The 23089-nt window shown below is 39.1% G+C and carries 10 protein-coding genes; 9 read left to right on the top strand and 1 reads right to left on the bottom strand.

Translation table 11 applies throughout. The annotated features are described in order from the left end of the window. The first annotated feature begins 50 nt into the window (after window positions 1–50). From B3600_RS05800 to B3600_RS05760, 9 genes are all read left to right on the top strand, one after another. The gene (locus B3600_RS05800) at window positions 51–2453 is read left to right on the top strand and encodes an ABC transporter permease (RefSeq protein WP_286752368.1); all 2403 of its coding nucleotides are present in this window, start codon (window positions 51–53) and stop codon (window positions 2451–2453) included. A gap of 46 nt (window positions 2454–2499) precedes the next feature. Then, complete coding sequence (locus B3600_RS05795; protein WP_286752367.1) at window positions 2500–4908, top strand: ABC transporter permease; 2409 nt, start codon at window positions 2500–2502, stop codon at window positions 4906–4908. 69 nt (window positions 4909–4977) lie between these two features. Then, window positions 4978–7359: an ABC transporter permease gene (locus B3600_RS05790; protein ID WP_286752366.1), complete on the top strand. Its 2382-nt coding sequence runs from the start codon at window positions 4978–4980 to the stop codon at window positions 7357–7359. Between the two features lie 33 nt (window positions 7360–7392). Next, complete coding sequence (locus B3600_RS05785) at window positions 7393–9756, top strand: FtsX-like permease family protein (RefSeq protein WP_286752365.1); 2364 nt, start codon at window positions 7393–7395, stop codon at window positions 9754–9756. A 215-nt stretch (window positions 9757–9971) separates the two neighbouring features. Then, a complete protein-coding gene (locus B3600_RS05780) occupies window positions 9972–12362 on the top strand; it encodes an ABC transporter permease (RefSeq protein ID WP_286752364.1) in 2391 nt (796 codons plus the stop codon). Between the two features lie 100 nt (window positions 12363–12462). Then, window positions 12463–14856, top strand: coding sequence for an ABC transporter permease (locus tag B3600_RS05775; protein WP_286752363.1), 2394 nt, complete (start codon window positions 12463–12465; stop codon window positions 14854–14856). Between the two features lie 51 nt (window positions 14857–14907). Then, a complete protein-coding gene (locus B3600_RS05770; protein ID WP_286752362.1) occupies window positions 14908–17298 on the top strand; it encodes an ABC transporter permease in 2391 nt (796 codons plus the stop codon). Window positions 17299–17331: 33 nt separating this feature from the next. Then, on the top strand, window positions 17332–19737 hold the full coding sequence (locus B3600_RS05765) for an ABC transporter permease (RefSeq protein ID WP_286752361.1): 2406 nt from the start codon (window positions 17332–17334) through the stop codon (window positions 19735–19737). Window positions 19738–19927: 190 nt separating this feature from the next. Further along, a complete protein-coding gene (locus tag B3600_RS05760) occupies window positions 19928–22333 on the top strand; it encodes an ABC transporter permease (protein ID WP_286752360.1) in 2406 nt (801 codons plus the stop codon). A gap of 73 nt (window positions 22334–22406) precedes the next feature. On the opposite strand, the gene B3600_RS05755 is transcribed toward B3600_RS05760, so the two are convergent. Continuing rightward, the gene (locus B3600_RS05755) at window positions 22407–23075 is read right to left on the bottom strand and encodes a hypothetical protein (protein WP_286752359.1); all 669 of its coding nucleotides are present in this window, start codon (window positions 23073–23075) and stop codon (window positions 22407–22409) included. Between the last annotated feature and the right edge of the window lie 14 nt (window positions 23076–23089).

Here is a 23089-nt window from a genome sequence, read left to right as displayed (position 1 = left end):
CTTAATAACAAAGCAAGAGATATATCAGCAAGAAACAAACACATACGATCATGATAAAGAACTATATAAAGACAGCTTGGCGAACGATCAGAGCAAACCGGTTTTTCAGTATCCTTAATATTAGTGGACTGGCCATAGGCATCTGTGTATCACTATTGTTATTTGCCTTTATCCGTCAGGAACTAAGTTTTGATACCATGTATCCAAAAGCTGACAATATCTACCGGGTCTACATGAAACTATCCGCGGAATATAATCAGGAAAAAATGCTCACACTCCCTAATGCGGTAGGTCCAGCTTTAAAATCAGACATTACGCAGGTGGATAATATGGTGCGTCTTGTAAAAGATGGGTACGGTGCAACCGCTTCTCTCCGCACCGAAAATGATAATTTCTCCGAAAAACAGTTATACCTAGCAGATTCTTCCTTGTTTTCGATATTCAACTTTCAATTTATTGAAGGCAATGCACATACCGCTTTTTTAAATAAAAAAAGCATTGTTCTGTCTCAATCATCAAAAGAAAGGTTATTCGGTAAACAGGAAGCAATAGGCAAATTAATTAGCATCAATCAGCGGGATACCGTGCAGGTAACCGGTGTTTTTAAAGATCTCCCCGCAAATAGCACAGTGGATTGCAACATGGTCATGAATATTATGGATTCATGGATGGGGCAAAATGTACACTGGAGCAATGCGAGTTACGAAACTTATATCCTATTAAAAAAAGGTGCCGATCCAGCAAACATTGCTCAAGAAGCTACCAAATTAATTGATAGATACATCGAAAAGGATCATCAGTATTATACGCAATTTTTTCTCCAACCATTATCAAAGGTGCACCTCTATTCATCAGATCTAACACGCGGAGTTACCACACGTGCCGGAAATATAGACATCATTAGGACACTATCTGTTCTTGCCTTTTTAGTCATTATGATAGCATGCATCAATTACATGAATCTAGCAACAGCTAAATCACAAAAAAATGCGAAACAGGTGGGTGTCAATAAGGTACTTGGCGCTACCCGTAGCCAGCTCATTATTCGTTTTTTTGTAGAAACGGCAACAATTAGTCTTTCCGCTATGCTTATTGGGGTTATCCTTGCCATTATACTCATTCCTGCGTTCAACTTGGTCGGTAAGACTGATATGGCAATTCAACATCTTCTTAATTGGGATATGCTTGGAATATTGGCATTAGCATGGCTGATCATTACACTTATTGCAGGTAGCTATCCGGCGCTATTCCTTTCGAACATAAAATCGATATCCTTAATGAACAAAGGATACAACAAACAAGGAAAAACAATCCTAATCAGACAAATACTGGTTGTGTTCCAGTTTTCTATTTCGATCGTACTGATTATCGGCATTAGTATTATGCTCACTCAAATGAGCTTTATCCGCAATAAGGATTTAGGCTATCAGCCCGAAAATGTTGTATCTATTTCAATCCGTTCTTTAAAAAATCAAGAAAAGCTAAATACCCTGGGCCAACAAGTTCAAAACCTAACCAATACAGTAGCTACGACTTTCACACAATCGATACCTGGATTCAATGAAAGTGGCAAAACAACGTATAAATTGACGACTGACAAACAAGGTTTACCAACTTCAACCTGTGTCACCTATGGTAAGACAATCAATACTTTAGGACTCAAATTACTTGCTGGGACAGATTTACCTCATGTTATCGGACGTACAGACTCAACATGTTATGTATTGATAAACGAAAAAGTAATGAAGTTTTTAGGTTACAAAACACCCGAAGAAGCGATAGGAAAGCATATCGTTACCGAGATGAGTGCGACTAATTCCATTATATCCGGTATTGTTCAAGATTTTAACTATACAAACCTAAAATCTGAGATCGGCGGATATACCTATTATACCATGAATGATCCTTCTGAATCTCCCCGTAATTTGTTGATCCGCTACAAAACGGCAGATCTTCAAACTTATATGGAGCAAATAAAAAAGATCTACACAACTATTGCTCCTGATGCTGCATTTGATTTTTCCTTTTTAGACCAACATGTACAGGATCAATATGAAAATGAAATTCGTTCATCCAATGTTATGACCCTGTTTTCATTCTTGACTCTCTTTATTGCCTGCTTGGGTCTACTAGGACTAGCTGCATATACAGCCGAATCAAAAAGTAAGGAGATTGGTATCCGTAAAGTACTAGGTGCAAGTATCAGCAGCATTATTCATTTACTGTCTGCCAACTACGTCAAATTGATCTGTATAGCATTTCTGATTGGGGGACCAATTGCATATTATTTATTTAATAGTTGGCTAAATAATTTTGTCTACCATATTGAGATGCCGTGGTGGGCATATGTAGTCGCTGTCCTGACAGTGACAATTGTTGCATTTATTACAATTGGGTTCCAAACTTTTAAAGCCGCATTACTAAATCCCGTAAATAGCTTACGGGACGAATAGCAACACTAAAATATCAATTTGGGGGTTAACAAAAAACGAAATAACTATGATTGTAAATTCACTTAAAACAGCCTATCGTTTTTTAAAAAAACATAAGTTGATCACGTTCATCAATATTACCAGTCTTGCGATTGGTATTACCGCTACGCTGGTTATTTTCTTAATGATCCAATACGACTATAGTTTTGATAAACACGTTCCGAATAAAGAACAGGTGTATCGTGTTGTTAACAATGGTGAATTTAAAAATGCGGGGGTCTACGTTCCATTGGTCCGTACAATGGAAGCAGAATTGCCAAACCTAGAAGCGGTAGCCCCTATTTATCGGAGCCATGTTCAAAAACTCAAAGTTTCCTTGACAACAGATAAATTTCAAACTTTTCCAAAAGAACAAAAGATTGTTTTTACCAATAGTCAATATTTCGACATTTTCCCCTCAAAATGGTTAGCTGGAAATGCGCAGGCCTTGAATTCATCGGGACATATTATTCTTACGAAGAAATCATTAGAAAAGTTCTATGGGAAAGAACTACCTACAAATGTAATTGGTAAAACCATTATCTATGCAGATAGTATCCCACTTCAAGTCGCTGGTGTAATCGAAAATCCGCAACATAATTCGGATTTCAATTTTGATAGTTTCATCGCTGAGTCAACCATCCCGCAGAACAATAATTTAAAGAACATGTATACCTGGGAAGCTTGGAACAGCATATCTGATTCTCATCAAGTACTCATCAAGACAAAAGCACAAAGCAACCCACATCTTCTGGAGCATAATATTGCGAGCCTTCTTAAAAAATATAAAATTAAAGATGGTGAAAAAATAACCGACAAGCTCGAATTACAACCATTGGCTGATGTTCATTTTGACACAAGATTTAACTACGATGCTACCCATCCCGAAGCGCTCCGTAATTTAATCTTGCTGGCCTTCTTTCTTTTGGCCCTCGGTGCTGTAAATTTTATCAATCTATCGACTGCACAATCTATTGAACGAGCTAAGGAAGTCGGTATTCGCAAAACGCTAGGCAGTTCTAAATCTACATTGATCAAACAATTCTTGCTAGAGACATTTCTGATCACCTTATCAGCGACGGTACTTGCAGTGCTATTACTGCCTTTGTTTTTACATGTTTTTGAGGGATTTATTCCTAAAAATTTAAGTTTAGTCGGTTTAGACAAAACTGTTATTATTTTGTTTTTATTCGGACAGCTTATCTTGGTTACCCTGTTGGCAGGCTTTTATCCTGCCTGGGTGTTGACAGGTTATGCTCCAGTATTAGCGCTCAAAAATCAACTAGGGAAAAATACCAACCTTTCCCGAAGTACATGGGTACGCAAAGCATTGACTATTTTTCAGTTTGTCATGGCACAGGCTTTTCTGATTTGTGTACTCGTTGTCGTGCGGCAGATCAATTACGTCTCCCATCGAGACATGGGTTTTCAGAAAGACGCGATCGTCAACATCAATATTCCTGGAGCTTTCCAAAATTCTACAAAAGGTCTCGTGCTTAAAAATGAGCTCAAAAAATTGCCGGATATCAAAGCGATTAGTTTTGGGAACATTGCACCCGCGATGAACGGCTGGATGACCACAGGAATCACTTATGATCAGTCGCCAACAAAGGAATCGCTAACATTCGATAGCCGCTCAGGTGATGAAAATTATTTGGAAGTCTATCAAATTCCACTTCTGGCAGGAAGGAATATACGTTTACTGGATTCAACCAGTGAAATGCTGATCAATAGAAAAGGACTTGAGCTACTGCATATCAAAGATCCCCAGGATGCCATTGGTAAAACTTTCGAAAATGGGCAGAATATCATCGTTGGTGTAATGGAGGATTTTGATCTAGCCTCTGCCCGACAGGCGGTTAAACCAGTCTTGTATACAGGCAGTAAGGAAGGATACGTACTCCATATTGCATTGGACCAATCGCATCCCGAAAACTGGAAAAATACCATTGATAAAATAACGGCTAATTATAAATCGGTCTTTCCAGACGACGAACTGGATCTGAAATTTTTGGATGATGTCGTCCAAAATTTCTACACCCAAGAAAAACAGCTTTCTAAGCTTCTATCATGGGCAGTAGGGCTTTCAATCCTAATTGCTGGCCTAGGTTTATTTGGATTAGCCATATTTACGGCAAATCAACGCACAAAGGAAATTGGAATCCGTAAAGTATTGGGGGCATCTGTTTTCCAGATAACCTTTCTACTGCTTCGGAATTTGCTATCATTGGTCGCAATAGCCTGTCTAGTAGCCTTTCCAATTGCTTATTATTTTATGCAGAGCTGGCTCAATGAATTTGTTTATCGAACCACGATAAGTCCCTGGATTTTTGGACTGTCTGCACTGGGCTTGATTGCATTTGCAAGTCTTGTATTATCAACCAAAAGTGTCTTTGCAGCAAAAGCAAATCCGATCAATAGTCTAAGGGATGAATAAATCAGCGGGTAAAAGCAATAAGCGTACTCCTGTGCATAACATATATTAAGAACTTAAAACCCCATAACAATGATAAAGAACTTCATCAAAACCGCGTGGCGAAGTATTTTTTCTAATAAATTCTACAGCGCCATTAATATTTTAGGATTAACAGCAGGAATGGTTGTGGGGATATTCTTATTGCTGTGGATACAAGACGAGTTGTCCTTTGACCGGTTCCATAAAAATCAGCATTCCATCTACAAAATTGGAATAGAAGGAGGAACTGGGATATCAAAACGAATCTTTGGATCCATCATTGCTCCCGTAGGAAGTTTCGCAAAAAAGGAAATTCCTGAAGTCCAGGATGCAGTCCGTATTTTCAAAATTGGAGATGCTGCACTTAAATATAAAGAGAAGAGATTTAATGAAAAGAACTTTGCATTTGTAGACCCCAGTTATTTTACTGTTTTCGATTTTCCACTACTACAGGGCAATTCAAAACAACCCTTCCCCGACAACAATTCCATTGTACTTACGCAACGTACGGCACGTCGGTACTTCGGTGATGAAAATCCAATTGGAAAAACTGTGACATTGGGTATCGAGGACCTTTGTGTTGTATCAGGTGTCATTGCTGATTATCCAGAAAACTCTACTTTTCAATTTCAGGTTCTGCTCCCCATTTCGAGATTTAACGAACAGGCTTACATTAAAAACAAAACGACCTATGATAATAAGACCTTTTTATCTTCCATGGATGAAGATTGGTCCAATTTTTCATTCGAAACTTATCTCCAACTGAGGCCTGATGCAAATCTTGCCACAGTTTCAAAAAAGCTACAGGCGATACACGAAAGGAATAAACCTGAGGATGCCCCTGTCCCCTACGTTACACAAGCACTCGCAAAGGTGCATCTCTACCAAATGGATGGTAGTGATGCAGGAATTGACAATGTTCGAGTTTTTATAGGCGTAGCGATTATGATTCTTGTTATCGCAAGTATTAACTATATCAATCTTTCTACTGCACGGTCGTTGTCGCGCGCAAAAGAAGTGGGGATACGTAAAGTTATCGGCGCTGGTAAAAAGGAACTTTTTTTCCAATTTATATTGGAAACAACCATACTATTTGTCATTGCATCAACATTGGCACTTGCGCTAGTATTTATTGGCCTCCCTTTGTTTAATAATTTCTCGGGGAAGCAGATTTCCCTACAGCTCTTTAATCCTACGTTATGGATAAGCGTACTGCTCATGCTTTTAGGAACACTTGTACTTACAAGTGTATATCCTGCCCTGCTTTTATCGAGATTTGATCCGATTAAAGTACTTAAAGGCCGGTTTACCATAAAAAATTCCAGTGCACGAAAAATACTGGTTGTCCTGCAGTTCACTGTTTCCATCATCCTTATCACTTTAACAATTGTTATCGGTCGCCAATTGGATTTTATAAAACATCAAAATTTAGGCTACGAAAAGGATCATATTATTTCCGTTGCTATGGCACCAAAAATGTCCAAACATTTTGATGCTGTCAAAACCGAACTTCTAAAAAACAAGGATATTGATGATGTTATCCGTCTTGGCCGGGATATGGTTTATGGTGGAGCTTCAACTGGAGACAACGATTGGGAAGGAAAGCCCAGCAAATCCAATCTCTGGTTCAATATGACCTATTCTGATCAATCTGCACTCAACTTTTTTAAGATAAAACTAACACAAGGTCGTAATTTCACAGGCTCCATAGCAGATTCAACACATTTCATTCTTAATGAAACGGCAGTACGGGAAATGGGTTTAAAAGATCCTATTGGCACACGTTTACGCATTCGAACAGTTCCGGGAACTATTATTGGGGTTGTAAAAGATTTTAATTATGCGAGCGCTAGACAAAAGATCGAGCCGATGGTCTTTCAATATAGCCCAAAAGATTGCTGGCAGCTATACATCAAAACAACAACTTCTGGTACAAAATCCGCATTAAACTCCTTGCAACACATCTGGAAAAGTTATTATGATGATATGCCGATGAACTACAGCTTCCTGGACGAAAGCTATCAAAAGCAATATACGAATGAGCAGAAACAAGGCTCTTTATTCAATTTTTTTGCCCTGATCGCCATCGTCATCTCCTGCTTAGGACTCTTAGGACTATGTACCTATACTGCACAAGTTAGGACCAAAGAAATTGGTATCAGAAAGGTCCTTGGCGCAACGGTATTTAGCATTATACAATTATTAAACAAGGAATTTCTACTCTTAGTCATTTTGGCCAATGTCATCGCAATACCAATTGCTGTATATTTCAGTATAAATTGGCTCGATGGTTTTGCCTTTAGAACGACGCTCCCATTCGCCATATTTCTATATGCGGCGGGGATAACCATTGCTATTGCATTATTTACGGTGAGTTTCCAATCCATTAAAGCGGCATACGCCAATCCTGTGAAAAGTTTGCACGATGAATAGTTTATATTTGAGAACCAAAAACAACAGCATAAAATGATTCGATTATTCCTAAAAACAGCGCTGAGAAATTTGAAGCGCAGTCCCTTAAACACAACAATAAATATTTTGGGATTAGCACTGGGGTTTACTGTTGCCCTGATAAGTACATTATGGGTACTGAAACAATTTTCTTTTGATAAGCATTACAACAATTATCAACATATTTATCAGGTCATGATGACTGGAACCTTCAATGATGAGAAATCTACTGATCGCTCCACCCCTATTCCCTTGGTCAAAACAATCGCGTCTGATTTCAAAAATGAGATGGCAGATGCCACTTTGGTCACCAATATGGAAAGCAACAATCTAAAAGTAGGTGATAAAAAGCTTAATGCACCGGGATTCTATGCCATGGGAAAATTCGCCGAATTATTTTCCCTCGAATCTTTAGAAGGAAATAGTACCACACCGGGCAATCCATCGACCATCATAATTTCCGAATCCTTAGCAAAACGACTGTTCGATCAGACAAGTGTTATCGGGAAAACGCTCCAATTGAATGGTAAAGAACAATATACTGTTCAGGGCGTTTATAAAGATATTCCTGAAAACAACACTTTTTATGGCTTAGATTATGTATTGCCGTTTGTCGATTATCTTGCTAAAGACCAAGGTATTGAAGAAAGCTGGTCCAGCTGTTATTTCAGCACTTTCGCTAAGATCGAAAATGCTGCCTTTGTTCCCGCTTTGGAAAATAAACTAACAAATATCATCAACAAAAAACTGACGGATATAAAACCTGAAATCCTGTTACATCCGATGTCCAAATGGCATTTATACGATTCATTTAAAAATGGAAAGAACGTCGGCGGGCAGATTCAGTATGTATGGATGTTTGTTTGGATAAGCGTATTCATTATTTTATTGGCCAGTATTAATTTTATTAACTTGAGTACGGCGAGAAGCCTGAAAAGAGGAAAAGAAATCGGGGTTTTAAAATCGGTTGGTGTCAACCGCCGGCAGCTTATTGCAGGCTTTCTTGTTGAGTCAATCCTAGCGGTAGCCTGCGCATTTTTGATCGCTGTTCTATTCGCTACATTGCTGTTGCCTTGGGTCAAAACGATTACACACACTTCATTGCATATACCTTTTGCGGATATTCGTTTTTATGGCTATTCTTTATTAGGAATAGGCGTTATAGGGCTTTTAGCGGGTATGTATCCGGCATTATTTCTATCGGCCTTTAATCCTATTCTTGCACTTAAAGGTAAGATCAACAACCGAAAAGGCGGATCAAGAAGTAGAAAGGCAATGGTCATCGTGCAATTTGCGATTTCTATTTTCCTGATGATATCCACTTATCTGGTGATTCAACAACTGCATTATACCAAGGACCGCCCAATAGGTTATAAAGGTTCAAATTTGATAAACATTACTTCATCCAATTCAACTATCGTCAAAAACTTTGATGTCCTTAGAAAAGAGTTGATCGGTCAGCGTTTAGTTAAAGATGCTTCCCTTTCTTCCAACTTTGTCAACCACCTATCCTTAACGGGTGGTGGCTTTAATTGGCAGGGCAATGATACCAGGGACGGTGCGATCATGGGGATCTTCACCGTGGATGAAAACTTTGCTAATACTGTACAATGGAACTTTATAAAAGGACGCAATTTTTCAAAAGATTTCAAAACAGATTCAACAGCTGTTATTCTGAACGAAGCTGCGGCCAAATTTATGGGAGTTACCGACCTAAACAGCAAACAACTTTCACGTGCCGGTATTAATTACCATATCGTGGGTATTATCCAGAACACGCTGTCCGAATCGCCGTTCAAATCCATTACACCGACGGCTTATTTTCTAAAATTTTTACCAAAGAATAAAATCACGCTTCAACTGGATGAAAATCAAGATGTCAAACAAAACCTAAAAGCTATTGTCACAGCATTCAACCGCATAGATCCTGATCTTATTTTTGATTATACCTTTACGGATCAGGAATATGCCAAAGAGTTTCAACAGATGGAAATGATCAAGAGCTTAACCAGTTTATTTACAGGGTTGGCCATACTCATTTCATGTCTTGGTCTCTACGCGCTGGTTTCCTTTCTTACGGAGCAACGAGAAAAAGAAATTGGCATTCGTAAAGTATTGGGCGCATCAGAACTTGGCTTGTGGCGACTACTTTCCACAGAATACATTTGGCTCACAGGCATTGGCTTTTTACTCGCAGCCCCTTTAGCCTATCTGCTAATGGAATCATGGCTCGAAGATTATGTCTACCGCATATCAATTACATGGACGGTCTTTGCTATCACAGGCTTAACCGCCCTAATCATCACCTTATTAACCGTTAGTTACCAAGCGATTAAAGCAACATTAGCAAATCCTGTAAAAACCTTAAGAAGCGAATAATACCAATTTGTTCGGGGACGGACACTATACTGTCCGTTTCCGAACATTTAAAACCGCTATAAAAACACAACAAAAACCTAAAAATCAATACATTATATTTATGGCAAACGAATTGAACTACTTGGCTTTGCTATTTTTCGAATAACGGAGCCTTCTACTAAAGCGAGCTAAGTGACAAGAATATAGCCTAATTAACAGTATAAATGCTCATAACCATGTTAAAGAACTATTTTAAAATTGCTTGGCGGAATATCAGAAAAAACAAAGGATTTTCTCTTTTAAATATGTTTGGCCTCAGCATCGGAATAACATGTTTCCTATTGTTGGCAGCGTACATCTATCATGAATCCAGTTATGAGCGTTTCCTTCCCAATGCGGACCGCCTGACTTATATTAGCCTCACCTATAAAGCACCCAATAGCACGGAAGAAGTAAATTCTGCCGTAACACCGACAGGCTTAGCTCCTACGTTGCAGGCTGAATTTCCGGATGTAGAACAGGCAACCAGATTATACGGCTATTCCAAAGGCGGCAAAATAGAATCCAAAGAGGCACTAATAACTGAAAAAGGCCTACTGTATGCTGACCAGAATGTTTTTAAAACTTTAGGTTATACCTTTCTCGAAGGTGATTCACGATCAGCCTTAGCAGAACCAAATCAGATTGTCTTAACAAAAAAACTCGCAGCGAAATATTTCCCCAATCAGTCGGCCATCGGTCAGACACTATCCATTGACAAAGTCAACTGGAAAATCGCAGGTATCATCGCAGACTTGCCCACAAATACACAGTTGAACTTCTCTGCGCTCCTTTCCAACAAAGGATTAGAACGCTACAAAGAAATGGCTTGGTCATCTGCAAATGATATAACCATAGCGCTCCTAAAAAACAAAGATCAGGTCGGTTCGATCCAACATAAATTGGACCAAATGACAAAATCAAAATTCGCCGAAGCAACAAAACAAGGCTATCAATTTCGATTCGTCCTGGAAAAGCTGACCGATATCCATCTTCACTCCAAAGCAGCAGGTACGGGAAACATCACTTATATCTATATTTTATTGGCATTAGGTGCTGCACTTATTATTTTAACCTGCATCAATTTTACAAATTTGGTCTTAGCACATGCGCTTGAACGCAAGAAAGAAATCGGTGTCAAGAAAGTTTTGGGTGCAGCAAAGAAAACGATATTCTTCCAGTTCTTTTTTGAATGTAGCCTGATGGTTTTTCTAGCTGTTGTATTTAGCCTTCTGACTACGGTACTCTTGTTGCCCGTGTTCAGTTCATTTATGGGGGCCGAAATGAAATTAACCATATGGACAGACCCTCGGTTTTATACAATTTTACTTGTTTTCATAGCCTTGCTGACGCTTCTGTCAGGTGGCTGGCCAGCCTATTCAATTGCCAGTTCAAAGCCTATTTCTATTTTCAAGCGAAAATTAACTGAAAAACTACGTGGCCTATCTTTAAGCAAGGTGCTCGTTACTTTTCAATTCAGTATCTCTATATTTTTTATTATCTGTACCTTATTTGCGAGTAGACAGATGGATTTTATCCAGTCTAAGAATACCGGGTTAGATCGCTCTGATATGCTTGTCATCGATGGCCGAGGATGGCAAGATAAAGAAAGGCAGCTATTAAAAGAAAAGTTAATGCAGCTCAACAGTGTCCAGGGGGTTACCGCTTCGTATGACAACCCCGTCAATATCCAAGGTGGCTACAGCATCAGTGAAGTAGAAGGCCAACCCAATGATTTTGATATGAATGTCACTGCAATTCCGATTGAAAAAGATTTCGTATCCGTTTTCCATATTCCATCTGTTGCCGGTGCACCGTTGTCAGACGCGGACATTTTGCGCGCAAAAGACACTATTTCACCAGAATATGGTTTTATAGTGAATACACTTGCTGCATCCGCCATGGGTTTTACTCCTGAACAGGCTATTGGAAAGAAAATCAACTTGAATGGGCGTAAGGGCAGCATCAAACAAGTCGTTGCGAGTTTTAACTTTGCGTCATTACATAACGAAGTCAAACCAATTGTGCTTTTTCCTGAATATGATTATTTCGGTAATATTTTCATTCGACTCAATCCGACGTCGCAGATAAAAGATGCTCTTGCGCAGATAAGAGCTGTCATCAAAGATATTGATTCAAAAAACAGCTTTGAATATCATTTTCTCAATGACGACTATAACAAATTATATCTCAAAGATCAGCAAACAACACGGGTAATGCAGTTATTTTCCATCATTACAATTGCTATCGCTTGTATGGGCCTTTTTGCCCTATCAGCTTATGCTGTACAACAACGCTTTAAAGAGATCGGTATCCGTAAAGTATTAGGTGCTTCAACGATCAAGATTGTCAAAATATTGAGTGTTGACTTTATGGCCCTCGTCCTGTGTGCTGTATTGATCAGTGTACCCTTAGGCTGGTATGCCATGCACCGCTGGGTAGAGAATTTTGCTTACCACATCACGCTAGACTGGTGGGTATTTATTGTGGCGGCGATAAGTGCATTATTGGTATCATTTATCACCATTAGTTTTCAAACCATAAAAGCTGCGATTCTAAACCCGGTTGATAGTTTAAGAGATGAGTAATTGTTTTAGTAGCTATTAAAAATAAAGACACCTGATAAATAACAAGCTGGACCTTTAAAATTCAAGTTTTTTCTATTTAGCAATAACCAATACGACAAATATGCTTAAAAATTATATCAAAATAGCATGGCGCAACCTGATGAAAAACAAATCCTTCTCTTTGATTAACATCATCGGATTGGCGATCGGTATGGCCGGAGCATTACTTATAGCACTTTGGTTGCAAAACATGTTAACCATGGACCGCTTTCATGAAAAGGGTGATCGCCTGCATGTATTGAGTAATCGAGACGAATTTCAGGGCGATAAATCAGCTTGGGCCTTCACTCCTAAAATATTAGGTCCCTCCTTGTCCGCCGATTTTCCAGATATAGAAACTTTTACCAGATATAATGAGAGCGGCCAATTTCTAACGACATTCAAGGATAAAAAACTGATCGCAAATACTGTTTTCATCGATCCCGGTTTTTTCAAGATGTTTTCTTTGCCTTTTGTGAAAGGAGAACAGAATATTAAATTTGATAACCCTAAAGGCCTTGTTCTCACAGAAAGCTATGCCAAGGCTTTATTTGGCAGCGAAGATCCTATTGGAAAATCAGTTCGGATAGACTCTGTTAATCAGGTCTCCGTACAGGCGGTACTTAAAGACCTTCCGAGTAATTCAAGTTTCAAATTTGATATTCTCCTACCATTTGAATATGCAAAAATAATTGGTTACGTGGATGATAACTGGAGCAATAATTCATTAACCACCTATGTGCTCCTAAAAAAAGGTGTCTCACTTACCGCGTTTAACAGCAAAATCAGAACCTATCTGAGAGATCATATCAATGCAAGTAATAAGGCTGCCGGTTACCAATCGGCTAGAAATACGGGTGAGATCTTTGCTTTTCCCTATTCTGATTCGTTTCTTTACAATAGCGGAAAAGGAGGAAATTATACGTCCGGACGTATCGATATCGTCAAGCTATTTGCTTGGATTGGTGTATTTATTTTATTAGTGGCAAGCATCAATTTTATGAATTTGAGTACGGCACGTTCCGAACGCCGTGCGAAAGAAGTCGGTGTCCGCAAAGTAATTGGCGCAAATAAGACAAGCCTAATGGCGCAGTTCCTCGTTGAAAGCATATTGATCAGCCTAATCGGCATGGTACTCGCGACGATACTTGTTTTTATTGTCCTGCCATTCTTTAACGAGCTTGTCGGAAAACAGCTTAGCCTATCGTTATTAAACTTACCAACCTGGCTATTTTTAATTGGCTTTGCTTTATTTACAGGTATATTAGCCGGCACCTATCCCGCCTTTTTCCTTTCTTCCTTTCAACCTATCAAAACGTTGAAGGGGAAATTCGTTTCTAAAACGAGGGGTCTTAGTATTCGCTCCATCTTAGTGGTCATTCAATTCAGTCTCGCGATTATATTGATTATCGCAACGGTCATTGTCGCCAAACAAATCCAGTACACTAAACAGCGCGACCGTGGTTATAATGAAAATGGGTTGCTTTACAGCAGTATCAAAGGTGACTTAGAAAAGAATTATAAAATTTTACGCGACGAATTACTAGCCAGCAACGCAGTTGTTTCTGTATCAAAAAATATGTCGCCAGTAACCGATTTCTATAGCAATGGCTGGGGATTTACGTCTGGGACACCAACGGAACAGGACAAACGCATTTCCTATAACCGTTTTAGTACCGATGCAGATGCCGTAAAAAATCTAGGCCTAACTCTTATACAGGGGCGGGATATCGATATTTACAAGTTTGCGACAGACAGTACTGCTTTGATTTTAAATGAATCCGCGGTAAAAAGTTTGCACCTCAAAAACCCGGTCAATAGCATTGTGGATGGTGATGGAACAAAATGGACCGTAGTTGGGGTGGTCAAAGATTTCATTATGGGATCGCCATTTGGAGACAATAAACCCATGGTGATATTAGGACCGCAAGCCTGGTTTACAACGATCCATTATCGTTTAAATCCAAACAATGACATCGGAGACAACTTAAAAACGATTGAGTCCATCTTTAAAAAGTTCAACCCAGACTATCCTTTTGAATATCAATTCATTGACAAGACCTACGAAGAAAAATTTAAAGAGACAAAAGCTATAGGTACGCTAGCCATGATCTTTGCAGGATTGACGATCTTTATATCCTGTCTTGGTTTATTGGCATTAATCGCCTATATGGCCGAAACGCGCATGAAAGAAATTGCTGTCCGCAAAGTTCTTGGAGCAAGTGTCACCCAAGTAACTTCTTTACTTTCAATCGATTTTATTAAGCTTGTTGTGGTCGCAATTTTTATCGCCACACCTATCGCTTGGTGGGCCATGGATAAATGGTTACAAGATTACAGCTATCGAATTGAGATACAGTGGTATTACTTTGTCATTGCTGGACTATTGGCTATTCTGATCAGTATGGCCACGATAAGCTATCAAGCAATTAAGGCTGCACTGGGTAATCCTGTCGATAGCTTACGTGATGAGTAGCTTAAAGTCAAACAACATTTTTTTCGATAGCTTAAAACCAGATAGAAGACTATGAATTCATTCAAACTTGCTCTTCGCAGCATCATTGTCAACCGACAATATACCTGGATCAATATCTTGGGTCTAAGTATTGGGTTCTCCTTGTGTCTTCTTGTATTCGCTCTTGTCATTGAGGAAAATTCGTACGACAAAAGCTGGAAAAATGCGGATCATCTCTTTCGGATTGTCACTATAGATTCAACGGCTGGCCTTGAACGCCAAATGTCCAGGACATTCGTTAATTTAAGTACGGAACTCAAACAAGTATTTCCGGAGATTCAAAATGAGGCTCGGATAGAATCCAGAAAATATTATTTAAAACCGCATGCAAGCTCAGCACAGCCCATAGGCATACAGGTTTTGGAGTCGGAAATAAATATCTTGGATATGTTGACCATCAAGGTTCTCGAAGGCAATCCCAAACAGCTGGTCCAAGGAAAAACAAACTTGCTCATCGGCAAAGAATTCAAAGAAAAGTACTTTAAGAACGAAAATGTCATCGGCAAAGTCATCCAAAGTGCCGACCCCTATACCGATAAGCCATCCGATTATATCATCACGGGAGTTATGGATAATCTTCCTTATAATTCAACGCTCAGAGCTTCCGCCATTGCTTTAGTCCCCAAAATATCGATGGAATTAAGCAAAGATGGCTCAGGCTACTACACCGAACAATTTGTACAACTAAAACCCGGGACACCAAGAATAGATCTCGAGCAGAAACTAAATCATTGGTATAAAGGATACCTCAGTCCTAACACAAAACATGTGACTTCCTTTCGTCTGCAGCCTATTCAGGATATATATATGGAGCCATTAGGCAGTGCAGATATCAGCGGCAACCAAAAAACAACAAACATATTTGTGGGTGTTGCCGTTTTGGTCTTTATTATTTCCTGTATCAATTTTATTAATATTTACGCTGTAAGAACAGTTAAAAAATTAAGAGCACTTCATATACATAAAGTATTGGGGGCCAGCCGAGCCCAGATGATCAGACGAATGCTATTAGAAACAATCCTACTGTTTTTTATTTCTGCATTATGTAGTTTGGTACTTTTTAGACTTGGATTGTCCCAACTGGAACACTTTATAGGCTATGATCTCGCTTATATTAAATCCATACAGCTCCCGTTGCTATTGGCCTTTATGACGACAGCAATCGCCCTCGGCCTGCTAATTGGTTTTTATCCTGCATGGCTGATCTCTGGTATTAAGAGTTCAGATGCCTTAAAAAATAAGCTATCAAAAATTCCCCATGCGGAAGTCTTTATCAAAAAAATGCTTATCACTACACAGTTTAGCATTGCCATTATCGTCATCATTGGCCTTATAACAATCAAGTCCCAACTCAGTTATATGCAAGCAGCTCCCTTGGGAATGGAAGTCAAAAATGTGCTAAACATCGACTATTTCAATAAGGGTACACAAAATACAAATATAAAAGATCGAATTGATCAACTTACTGGGGTTGAATCGGTCAGCGTCGCTGCATGGACGCCGACAATCGGGTCAGGCTACCTTGCCAAGACAATCGTTGACAAGGACGATCCAGGGAAAAATATCCAAGTCAGTTTCATCGGTGGCGATGTCGATTTGCCCAAGACTTTGGGAATCCAGCTGGTTAAAGGTCGATTATTGACTCCTGAAGATTATACGCATGTTGAAATGGATCTGGGAGAAGATGAAGGTATCAATAATGCCCTTGTGACCGAAAGTACGGCAAAAAAGCTTGGGATAAACAAACTCGGTATCCTGTATAAAGACCTTCAAATTATCCCCGTCGGAATCATTAAAGATTTCCATAGTGAGTCTTTTCGTAGCAAAATAGTACCAACAGTAATTTTGGCAAAAGATTTTAACAGAAGCGGCAATATTCTGATAAAAGTAGGGAAAGGACAAGAACAACAAATCTTTCGATCGGTATCTCAAATTATACAAAATACCTATCCTGATAAACACGTTTCCTTCCATTGGATAGATGAGTTGATTGCAAAACAATATGAAAAAGAGAACAAGCAAGTGCAATTATTTATCCTATTCAGTGCATTGACATTGTTGATCTCCGCCTTAGGAATTACAGGATTGATTATGCAAAATCTCGAACAGCGTACTAAAGAAATTGGCATACGCAAAGTACTAGGCGCTACAGTGCTTGACATATCACGTCTCTTTTCAAAAGATTATCTCATCTTATCCACCTTGGCTATTTTTATTGCCAGTCCAATAGCGGGGTATTTTTCAAAAAAATGGCTTGAAGATTATGCGTACAATGTGGGCGTGCAATGGTGGTTCTTTATCCTTGCCGCGCTTGCCATCTTTTTGATCAGCATCATTACTGTCAATTTCCAAACAATACGTGCCGCACTAAACAATCCAGTAGATAGCTTACGAAACGAGTAAATATTCATTTATAGTAATAGAGGGGGCCTCAATATGATCAAGAATAATTTAAAAATAGCATGGAGAAATTTAACCCGCAATTTCTCTACCTCGTTTATCAACATCGTTGGGTTGGCCATGGGCATTGCAACCTGCCTTCTGATCAGCTTATATGTGACCGATGAATTTAGTTTTGATCGTTACAACGAGCATGCAGACCGTATTGTACGTGTTGTTTTCAGAGGAACGGTTAAGGGCGGAACGATCAATGAGGCACATGTAATGCCACCTGTAGCTTCGACGATGAAGTCAGAGCTGCCCGAAGTTGAAGAAACTGCACGACTAAGAATAGGTGGATCGCCTCTATTTGTCGTCAATAATAAAGTTTTCCACGAAGAAAAAATGGCTTTCGTGGATGCTTCTTTCTTCAAAATTTTCACACTCCCTTTTATTAAAGGGAATTTGTCTACAGCTATTTCTTCCCCTAATTCTGCAGTGATATCCGAATCCACTGCCTTAAAATACTTCGGCACAAACGATGTTGTCGGTCGAGACCTCATCATCAAAGACAATACAAATATTCTCAAAATCACTGGCGTAATTAAAGATGTTCCTCAAAACTCCCATTTTCATTTTGATGTATTTACCTCTTTGGATGCACTGGAAGATTCACGTTCAGATTCATGGATGACCTCCGAATACTATACGTATGCGCTTCTTTCAAAAAATGCATCACGTGAAAAGCTCGAAAAAAACTTAGCCACCCTATTCGACAAACATGTTGCCACACAATTTATGGCCGGTTTTGGCATGAGTTACCAAGAATTCAAAAAAACGGGAAATAAGATCGGTCTTTACCTACAACCGCTCACAGATATCCATCTACATTCGAATTTCAACTATGACCTCAGTGTCCCTGGGGATATACGGTACGTTTACATCTTCAGCGCTATTGCACTTTTTATGCTATTGATAGCCACCATTAATTTTATGAATTTATCTACAGCCAGTGGTTTTAAGCGATGTAAGGAAGTTGGCGTACGAAAAGTACTGGGTGCTGACAAGCAAAACCTGATGCGACAATTTATGCTAGAGGGTGTCCTCCTGACTTATATTTCCTTAGGAATAGCTCTGGGAATTGTTTTACTTGCCCTCCCCCTATTTAATCAGATTTCCGGAAAAGAGATTGATATTCAAAAACTTGAAATATCTAAAATCATCCCCATCTTACTAGGTTTTGGTCTAATTGTCGATCTATTTTCCAGTAGCTATCCCGCGTTATATCTATCCTCATTTAATCCGCTACGGGTATTAAAAGGGAAAATAAGCCGCTCGACTAAAGGCTTTAATTTACGTAGCGGACTTGTTGTATTTCAATTCATCATTTCTGTCGGGCTTATCTTTGGAACCGTGGTTGTTGTTCAGCAGCTGGATTATATGCGTCATATTAAACTTGGATATAACAAGGATAATGTCCTTATTATACCGAGCTGGCCTTTGGGAAAAAACGAAAAGACATATTATAATTTATTGATGCAAGACAGCAGGATCAAGCATGTCTCTCATTCGTCCTATCTTCCTGCTGGAGAAAGCAACAACAACAATTTTTTCATTTATCCAGATGGCAATACTGATCAATGGGTCAAAACAATTCGTTACGATGTTGATGAAGAATATATTCCTGTTATGGGTATGCAACTTAAAGAAGGACGGAATTTCGCAAAAACATTTGGTAATGATAGCCTTTCTGTTATCATCAATGAAACCGCAGCAAAAGATCTGGGTTGGAACAATCATAGCCTTGGTAAAATATTAACCAATAAAGACAACAAAAGCTATCGTGTTATTGGTGTCGTTAAGGATTTCCACTTTCGTTCTTTGCATGAGCAGATCTCTCCGCTTGTGATGGTTCTTAGCGATCAAGCCGGGAGTTTGATTCTTAAAACACAAACAACCGATATGGAGAAGCTCATTCAAAAATTAGCGTCTCTCTATCGTTCCTTTCCGACAGACATTCCATTCAGCTATTCCTTTCTGGATGAGCGATACGCACAAACCTATCAAGCAGAAGTGAAAACGGGTAAGTTACTGAGTATCTTTGCGGGGCTGACTATTTTTTTGGCTTGCCTCGGTTTATTTGGCTTGGCTATTTTTACCGCCAATCAACGCAAAAAGGAAATAGGGATCCGGAAAGTTGTTGGAGCTACAGTTCCCGACATCACACGCATGCTTTCCACTGAATTCGTCAAACTCGTTCTCATTGCCATTGTCATTTCTTCTCCCCTAGCTTGGTGGATGATGCACAAATGGTTAGAAAATTTTGCATACCGTATTGAGATGCAATGGTGGATGTTTGTACTAGCAGGCGCGCTAGCCGTTTTTATTGCTTTAATTACAGTAAGTTCACAAGCGATACGCGCAGCCCTAACAAAACCTGTCGACAGTCTACGTGATGAATAAAATAGACTCGTCTGTTCAGCTATGGACAAAGCACTGTCCGATATCGAACAGCGAGTAAAAGAATCAGGAATGCAATCCGTTAATGATCAACAGGATAATTACTTGGCCAAACATTTGTATTCTTAATTTTTTAAGTAGAGCACAAGCTATCAGCAGCTCCACGACCAAAATAAATTCATATTTTAAGACAATGAACTTTACAAACTTCAAGATTGCTTGGCGAAATATCGGAAAGAAAAAAGTACAAAATCTGATCAATCTAATTGGATTGACCTGCGGTATTACTTTTCTATTACTTGTAGGTGCTTATGTATGGGATGTACATCAAGTGAATAGCAATATCAAAAATATTGATCGGCAATTTTTGTTGCAAAGCAAGTATAAGAAAGAAGGATTTGGTATTGACTTAACTACATTAGGGGCACTCCCCAAAGCTTTACATGAGGAGTATCCCAACCTGGTCTCCAATTATTATCGGATTGATGGGTTGACCGGTATCGTAGCGAACGGAGCAACAATCCATGAAGAAGGCATGTCTCTTGGAGATCCCAGTCTATTGACGATGTTCGGATTCCAGATTTTAGCAGGCAATGCCAATACCGCTTTGAATAATCCCTTTTCAGTAGTCATCAGTGACAAAGCAGCCATAAAATATTTCGGAAATGAGGATGTACTTGGCAAATCGCTACAAATAAAAAATTTCAAGGGTGAAAAACATGATTTTGAAATTACAGCAATCATTAAATCTGATGTCCAAAACGCCATTATGGATCTCACAAAGAATATGCATGCAGACATATTTTTACCGATCATCAACGAGCAATTCTTTGGCCGATCGATAGACAATTGGGATAACCCTTATATTGCCGGTTATATCGAATTGAAACCAGGTGTAAGTGTGGAGCGCGTAGATGCCGCCATCGAAACGCTGGTAAGAAAGAATACCGATAAAGAGTTTTCCAATCAATACAGCCCTAATTTAAAACCATTGAAAACCTATTATTTGGATGACAACCAAGGGGCCGTCCGCAAAATGATACAGACGTTGGTTTGGACTGCCATTTTCATCTTGATCATGGCCATCATCAATTTCATCAATTTTAGTATCGCTCAGCACATTACGCGATTAAAGGAAATCGGTGTTCGCAAGATGATGGGATCATCTCGCATGCAACTTATTAGACAACTGATGACCGAATATATCCTGATTGTGGCCATAGCAGCATTGATCAGTCTTCCAATTTACATCATCACGAGTCCAATCTTCGAACATGTCTTGATGCGTAAGCTACCCTCGTTGGTGGAATTGCCTATTTACTTTTTTGGTTTACTGATTATAATGACGTTGTTCATTGGTCTACTAGCGGGGCTCTATCCAGCCATTAAACTTTCCAATGTCGCGATACTTCCGGCAGTCAAAAGCCAGTTTTCGACGCTGGGGGGCAAACAACTGGTGCGAAAAATTCTTTTGTTTTTTCAATTTGGAGTAGCCTTGCTCCTGCTTGTCTGCACATTGATTATTTCCAAACAGGTGGATCTATTTCTCCATAGCAATCTAGGGTACAACAAAGATTACTTATTAACCGTTCAGGTACCTAGGGATTGGTCCGAAAATGGTGTTCGCAAAATGGAGACTTTACAACAGGAACTCAGCCAACAACCAGAAGTAAAATCAGTAAGCTTATCTTATGAAACTCCTGGATTGCTGGGGTCCAATATGCAGCCTGCATTCGGGACGACAGACGACAGAGAAATCCAGGTACAACGGATTACAAGTGATAGTCACTTTTTGGAAACCTACGAGATACCGCTAATTGCAGGAACTTTTCTTCCTAAACATTATGCAACGAATGCGGATAATAGACCAGTTGTCATCAACAAGAAGGCTATGGATGATTTTGGCTTTAAAAATGCCGAGCAAGCAATTGGTCAGCAAATAGCAATAAATGATCCTAATTACAAAATCACTATTGTGGGCGTTGCTGAAGATTTTGTAGCCAACTCACTGCATCAGGCATCTCCGCCTATTATCTGGATGGATGTACATGAGAGTCTTCAATATCGATACCTTAGCATTCGATTGAAGCAGGGACCTCTTTCCAATGCAGTACAACAGCTCGAAAAAAAATGGAAAACGTTGCTACCTGATGCACCATTCGAATATAAATTTATGGATGAACGCATCAAAAATCTATATGAAAATGAGCTGCAGCTGCATCGCGCTTCCCAGATTGCTACGTTTGTTTCGCTGCTGATTGTTGTATTGGGACTTACCGGATTAATATCGCTTTCCATCCATCTGCGCAATAAAGAAGTCGGCATTCGTAAAGTACTAGGGGCTTCACTAGCACATTTGATGTTGCTCTTTTCAAAAGAGTACTACGGAATCTTCCTATTTGCTGCGTTTACGACAGTTCCACTGAGTTATCTATTGATGCAATACTGGCTACAAAATTACATCATCCGCGTAGAAATCAATGCATTTACTTACTTGTTACCATTGGGTACATTGATTGGATTGCTGAGTTTATTGGTTGGCATTATTGTATTTCGATCAACTCGGTTTAATCCCGTTGAAAAATTAAGAGATGAATAAGAAAAATGAGCGTTGTACCCATCCAGTTGGTGTTCGTTGCGAACAGCTACTGGATGGGTAACTCCTTATTCCTTTAACCTTCATAGCTTTTCGATAGATAAACAAATCCATATTTTGATTCTTTCCGAATAAGTTTAAGCTCATCAGACCGATTGAGCAAATCTTCAAGTATCTTCATCAAGTTTTTAGGTTTTACATATGTATCGAGTATCATACAAACCAATTTATGTATCTCATAAGGACTCCTATTTTTATTAAAATATCCCGTGCCAACCTGCGCTTCGATGATTCTCTTGACCTTCCGAAGCTCATTCAACGTAGAAGGTTCATTTGGATCAAAATTATGGCGGATGTCCATTATCTTAAATTCGATCTCCTGTACCCCTTCTTCAATGGATAATCTATATAAATGGTAAATAACCTCCTCAGCCAATGTATTAACGTGCAACTCATAAGCATACTTTTGCTTGGATAAATTCATCCCTAAAGGCAACATGGCATGTATACTCCCCACTTCTAACACACGACAAAAAATATAGTAATCAATAGCAAGAATCGTTTTAATTTTGAAAGACTCAACTTTGCTTATAAAATCCAGTGCTTTTCCCATTAAAAAAGATACTTCTTCGGGTGAGAGACCATTTGAAATACGCTGTAATATCATCCGATAAAAGAACTGCATTTCCAACGGTTGACAACGATGCTTATACATCCGTTTGAACACTTTAAAATTATTTCTCATTATAGCTCATATAG

It is taken from the genome of Sphingobacterium sp. UBA2480 (assembly GCF_002341965.1).
Lineage (GTDB): Bacteria > Bacteroidota > Bacteroidia > Sphingobacteriales > Sphingobacteriaceae > Sphingobacterium > Sphingobacterium multivorum.
This window is presented reverse-complemented; position numbering and strand designations above follow the sequence as displayed.

Bases quoted from the DNA above. Each gene is read 5' to 3' on its own strand.
- B3600_RS05770 (WP_286752362.1), top strand. From the start codon at position 14,908: ATGAATTCATTCAAACTTGCTCTTCGCAGCATCATTGTCAACCGACAA.
- B3600_RS05775 (WP_286752363.1), top strand. From the start codon at position 12,463: ATGCTTAAAAATTATATCAAAATAGCATGGCGCAACCTGATGAAAAAC.
- B3600_RS05755 (WP_286752359.1), bottom strand. From the start codon at position 23,075: ATGAGAAATAATTTTAAAGTGTTCAAACGGATGTATAAGCATCGTTGT.
- B3600_RS05785 (WP_286752365.1), top strand. From the start codon at position 7,393: ATGATTCGATTATTCCTAAAAACAGCGCTGAGAAATTTGAAGCGCAGT.
- B3600_RS05760 (WP_286752360.1), top strand. From the start codon at position 19,928: ATGAACTTTACAAACTTCAAGATTGCTTGGCGAAATATCGGAAAGAAA.
- B3600_RS05765 (WP_286752361.1), top strand. From the start codon at position 17,332: ATGATCAAGAATAATTTAAAAATAGCATGGAGAAATTTAACCCGCAAT.
- B3600_RS05800 (WP_286752368.1), top strand. From the start codon at position 51: ATGATAAAGAACTATATAAAGACAGCTTGGCGAACGATCAGAGCAAAC.
- B3600_RS05795 (WP_286752367.1), top strand. From the start codon at position 2,500: ATGATTGTAAATTCACTTAAAACAGCCTATCGTTTTTTAAAAAAACAT.
- B3600_RS05790 (WP_286752366.1), top strand. From the start codon at position 4,978: ATGATAAAGAACTTCATCAAAACCGCGTGGCGAAGTATTTTTTCTAAT.
- B3600_RS05780 (WP_286752364.1), top strand. From the start codon at position 9,972: ATGTTAAAGAACTATTTTAAAATTGCTTGGCGGAATATCAGAAAAAAC.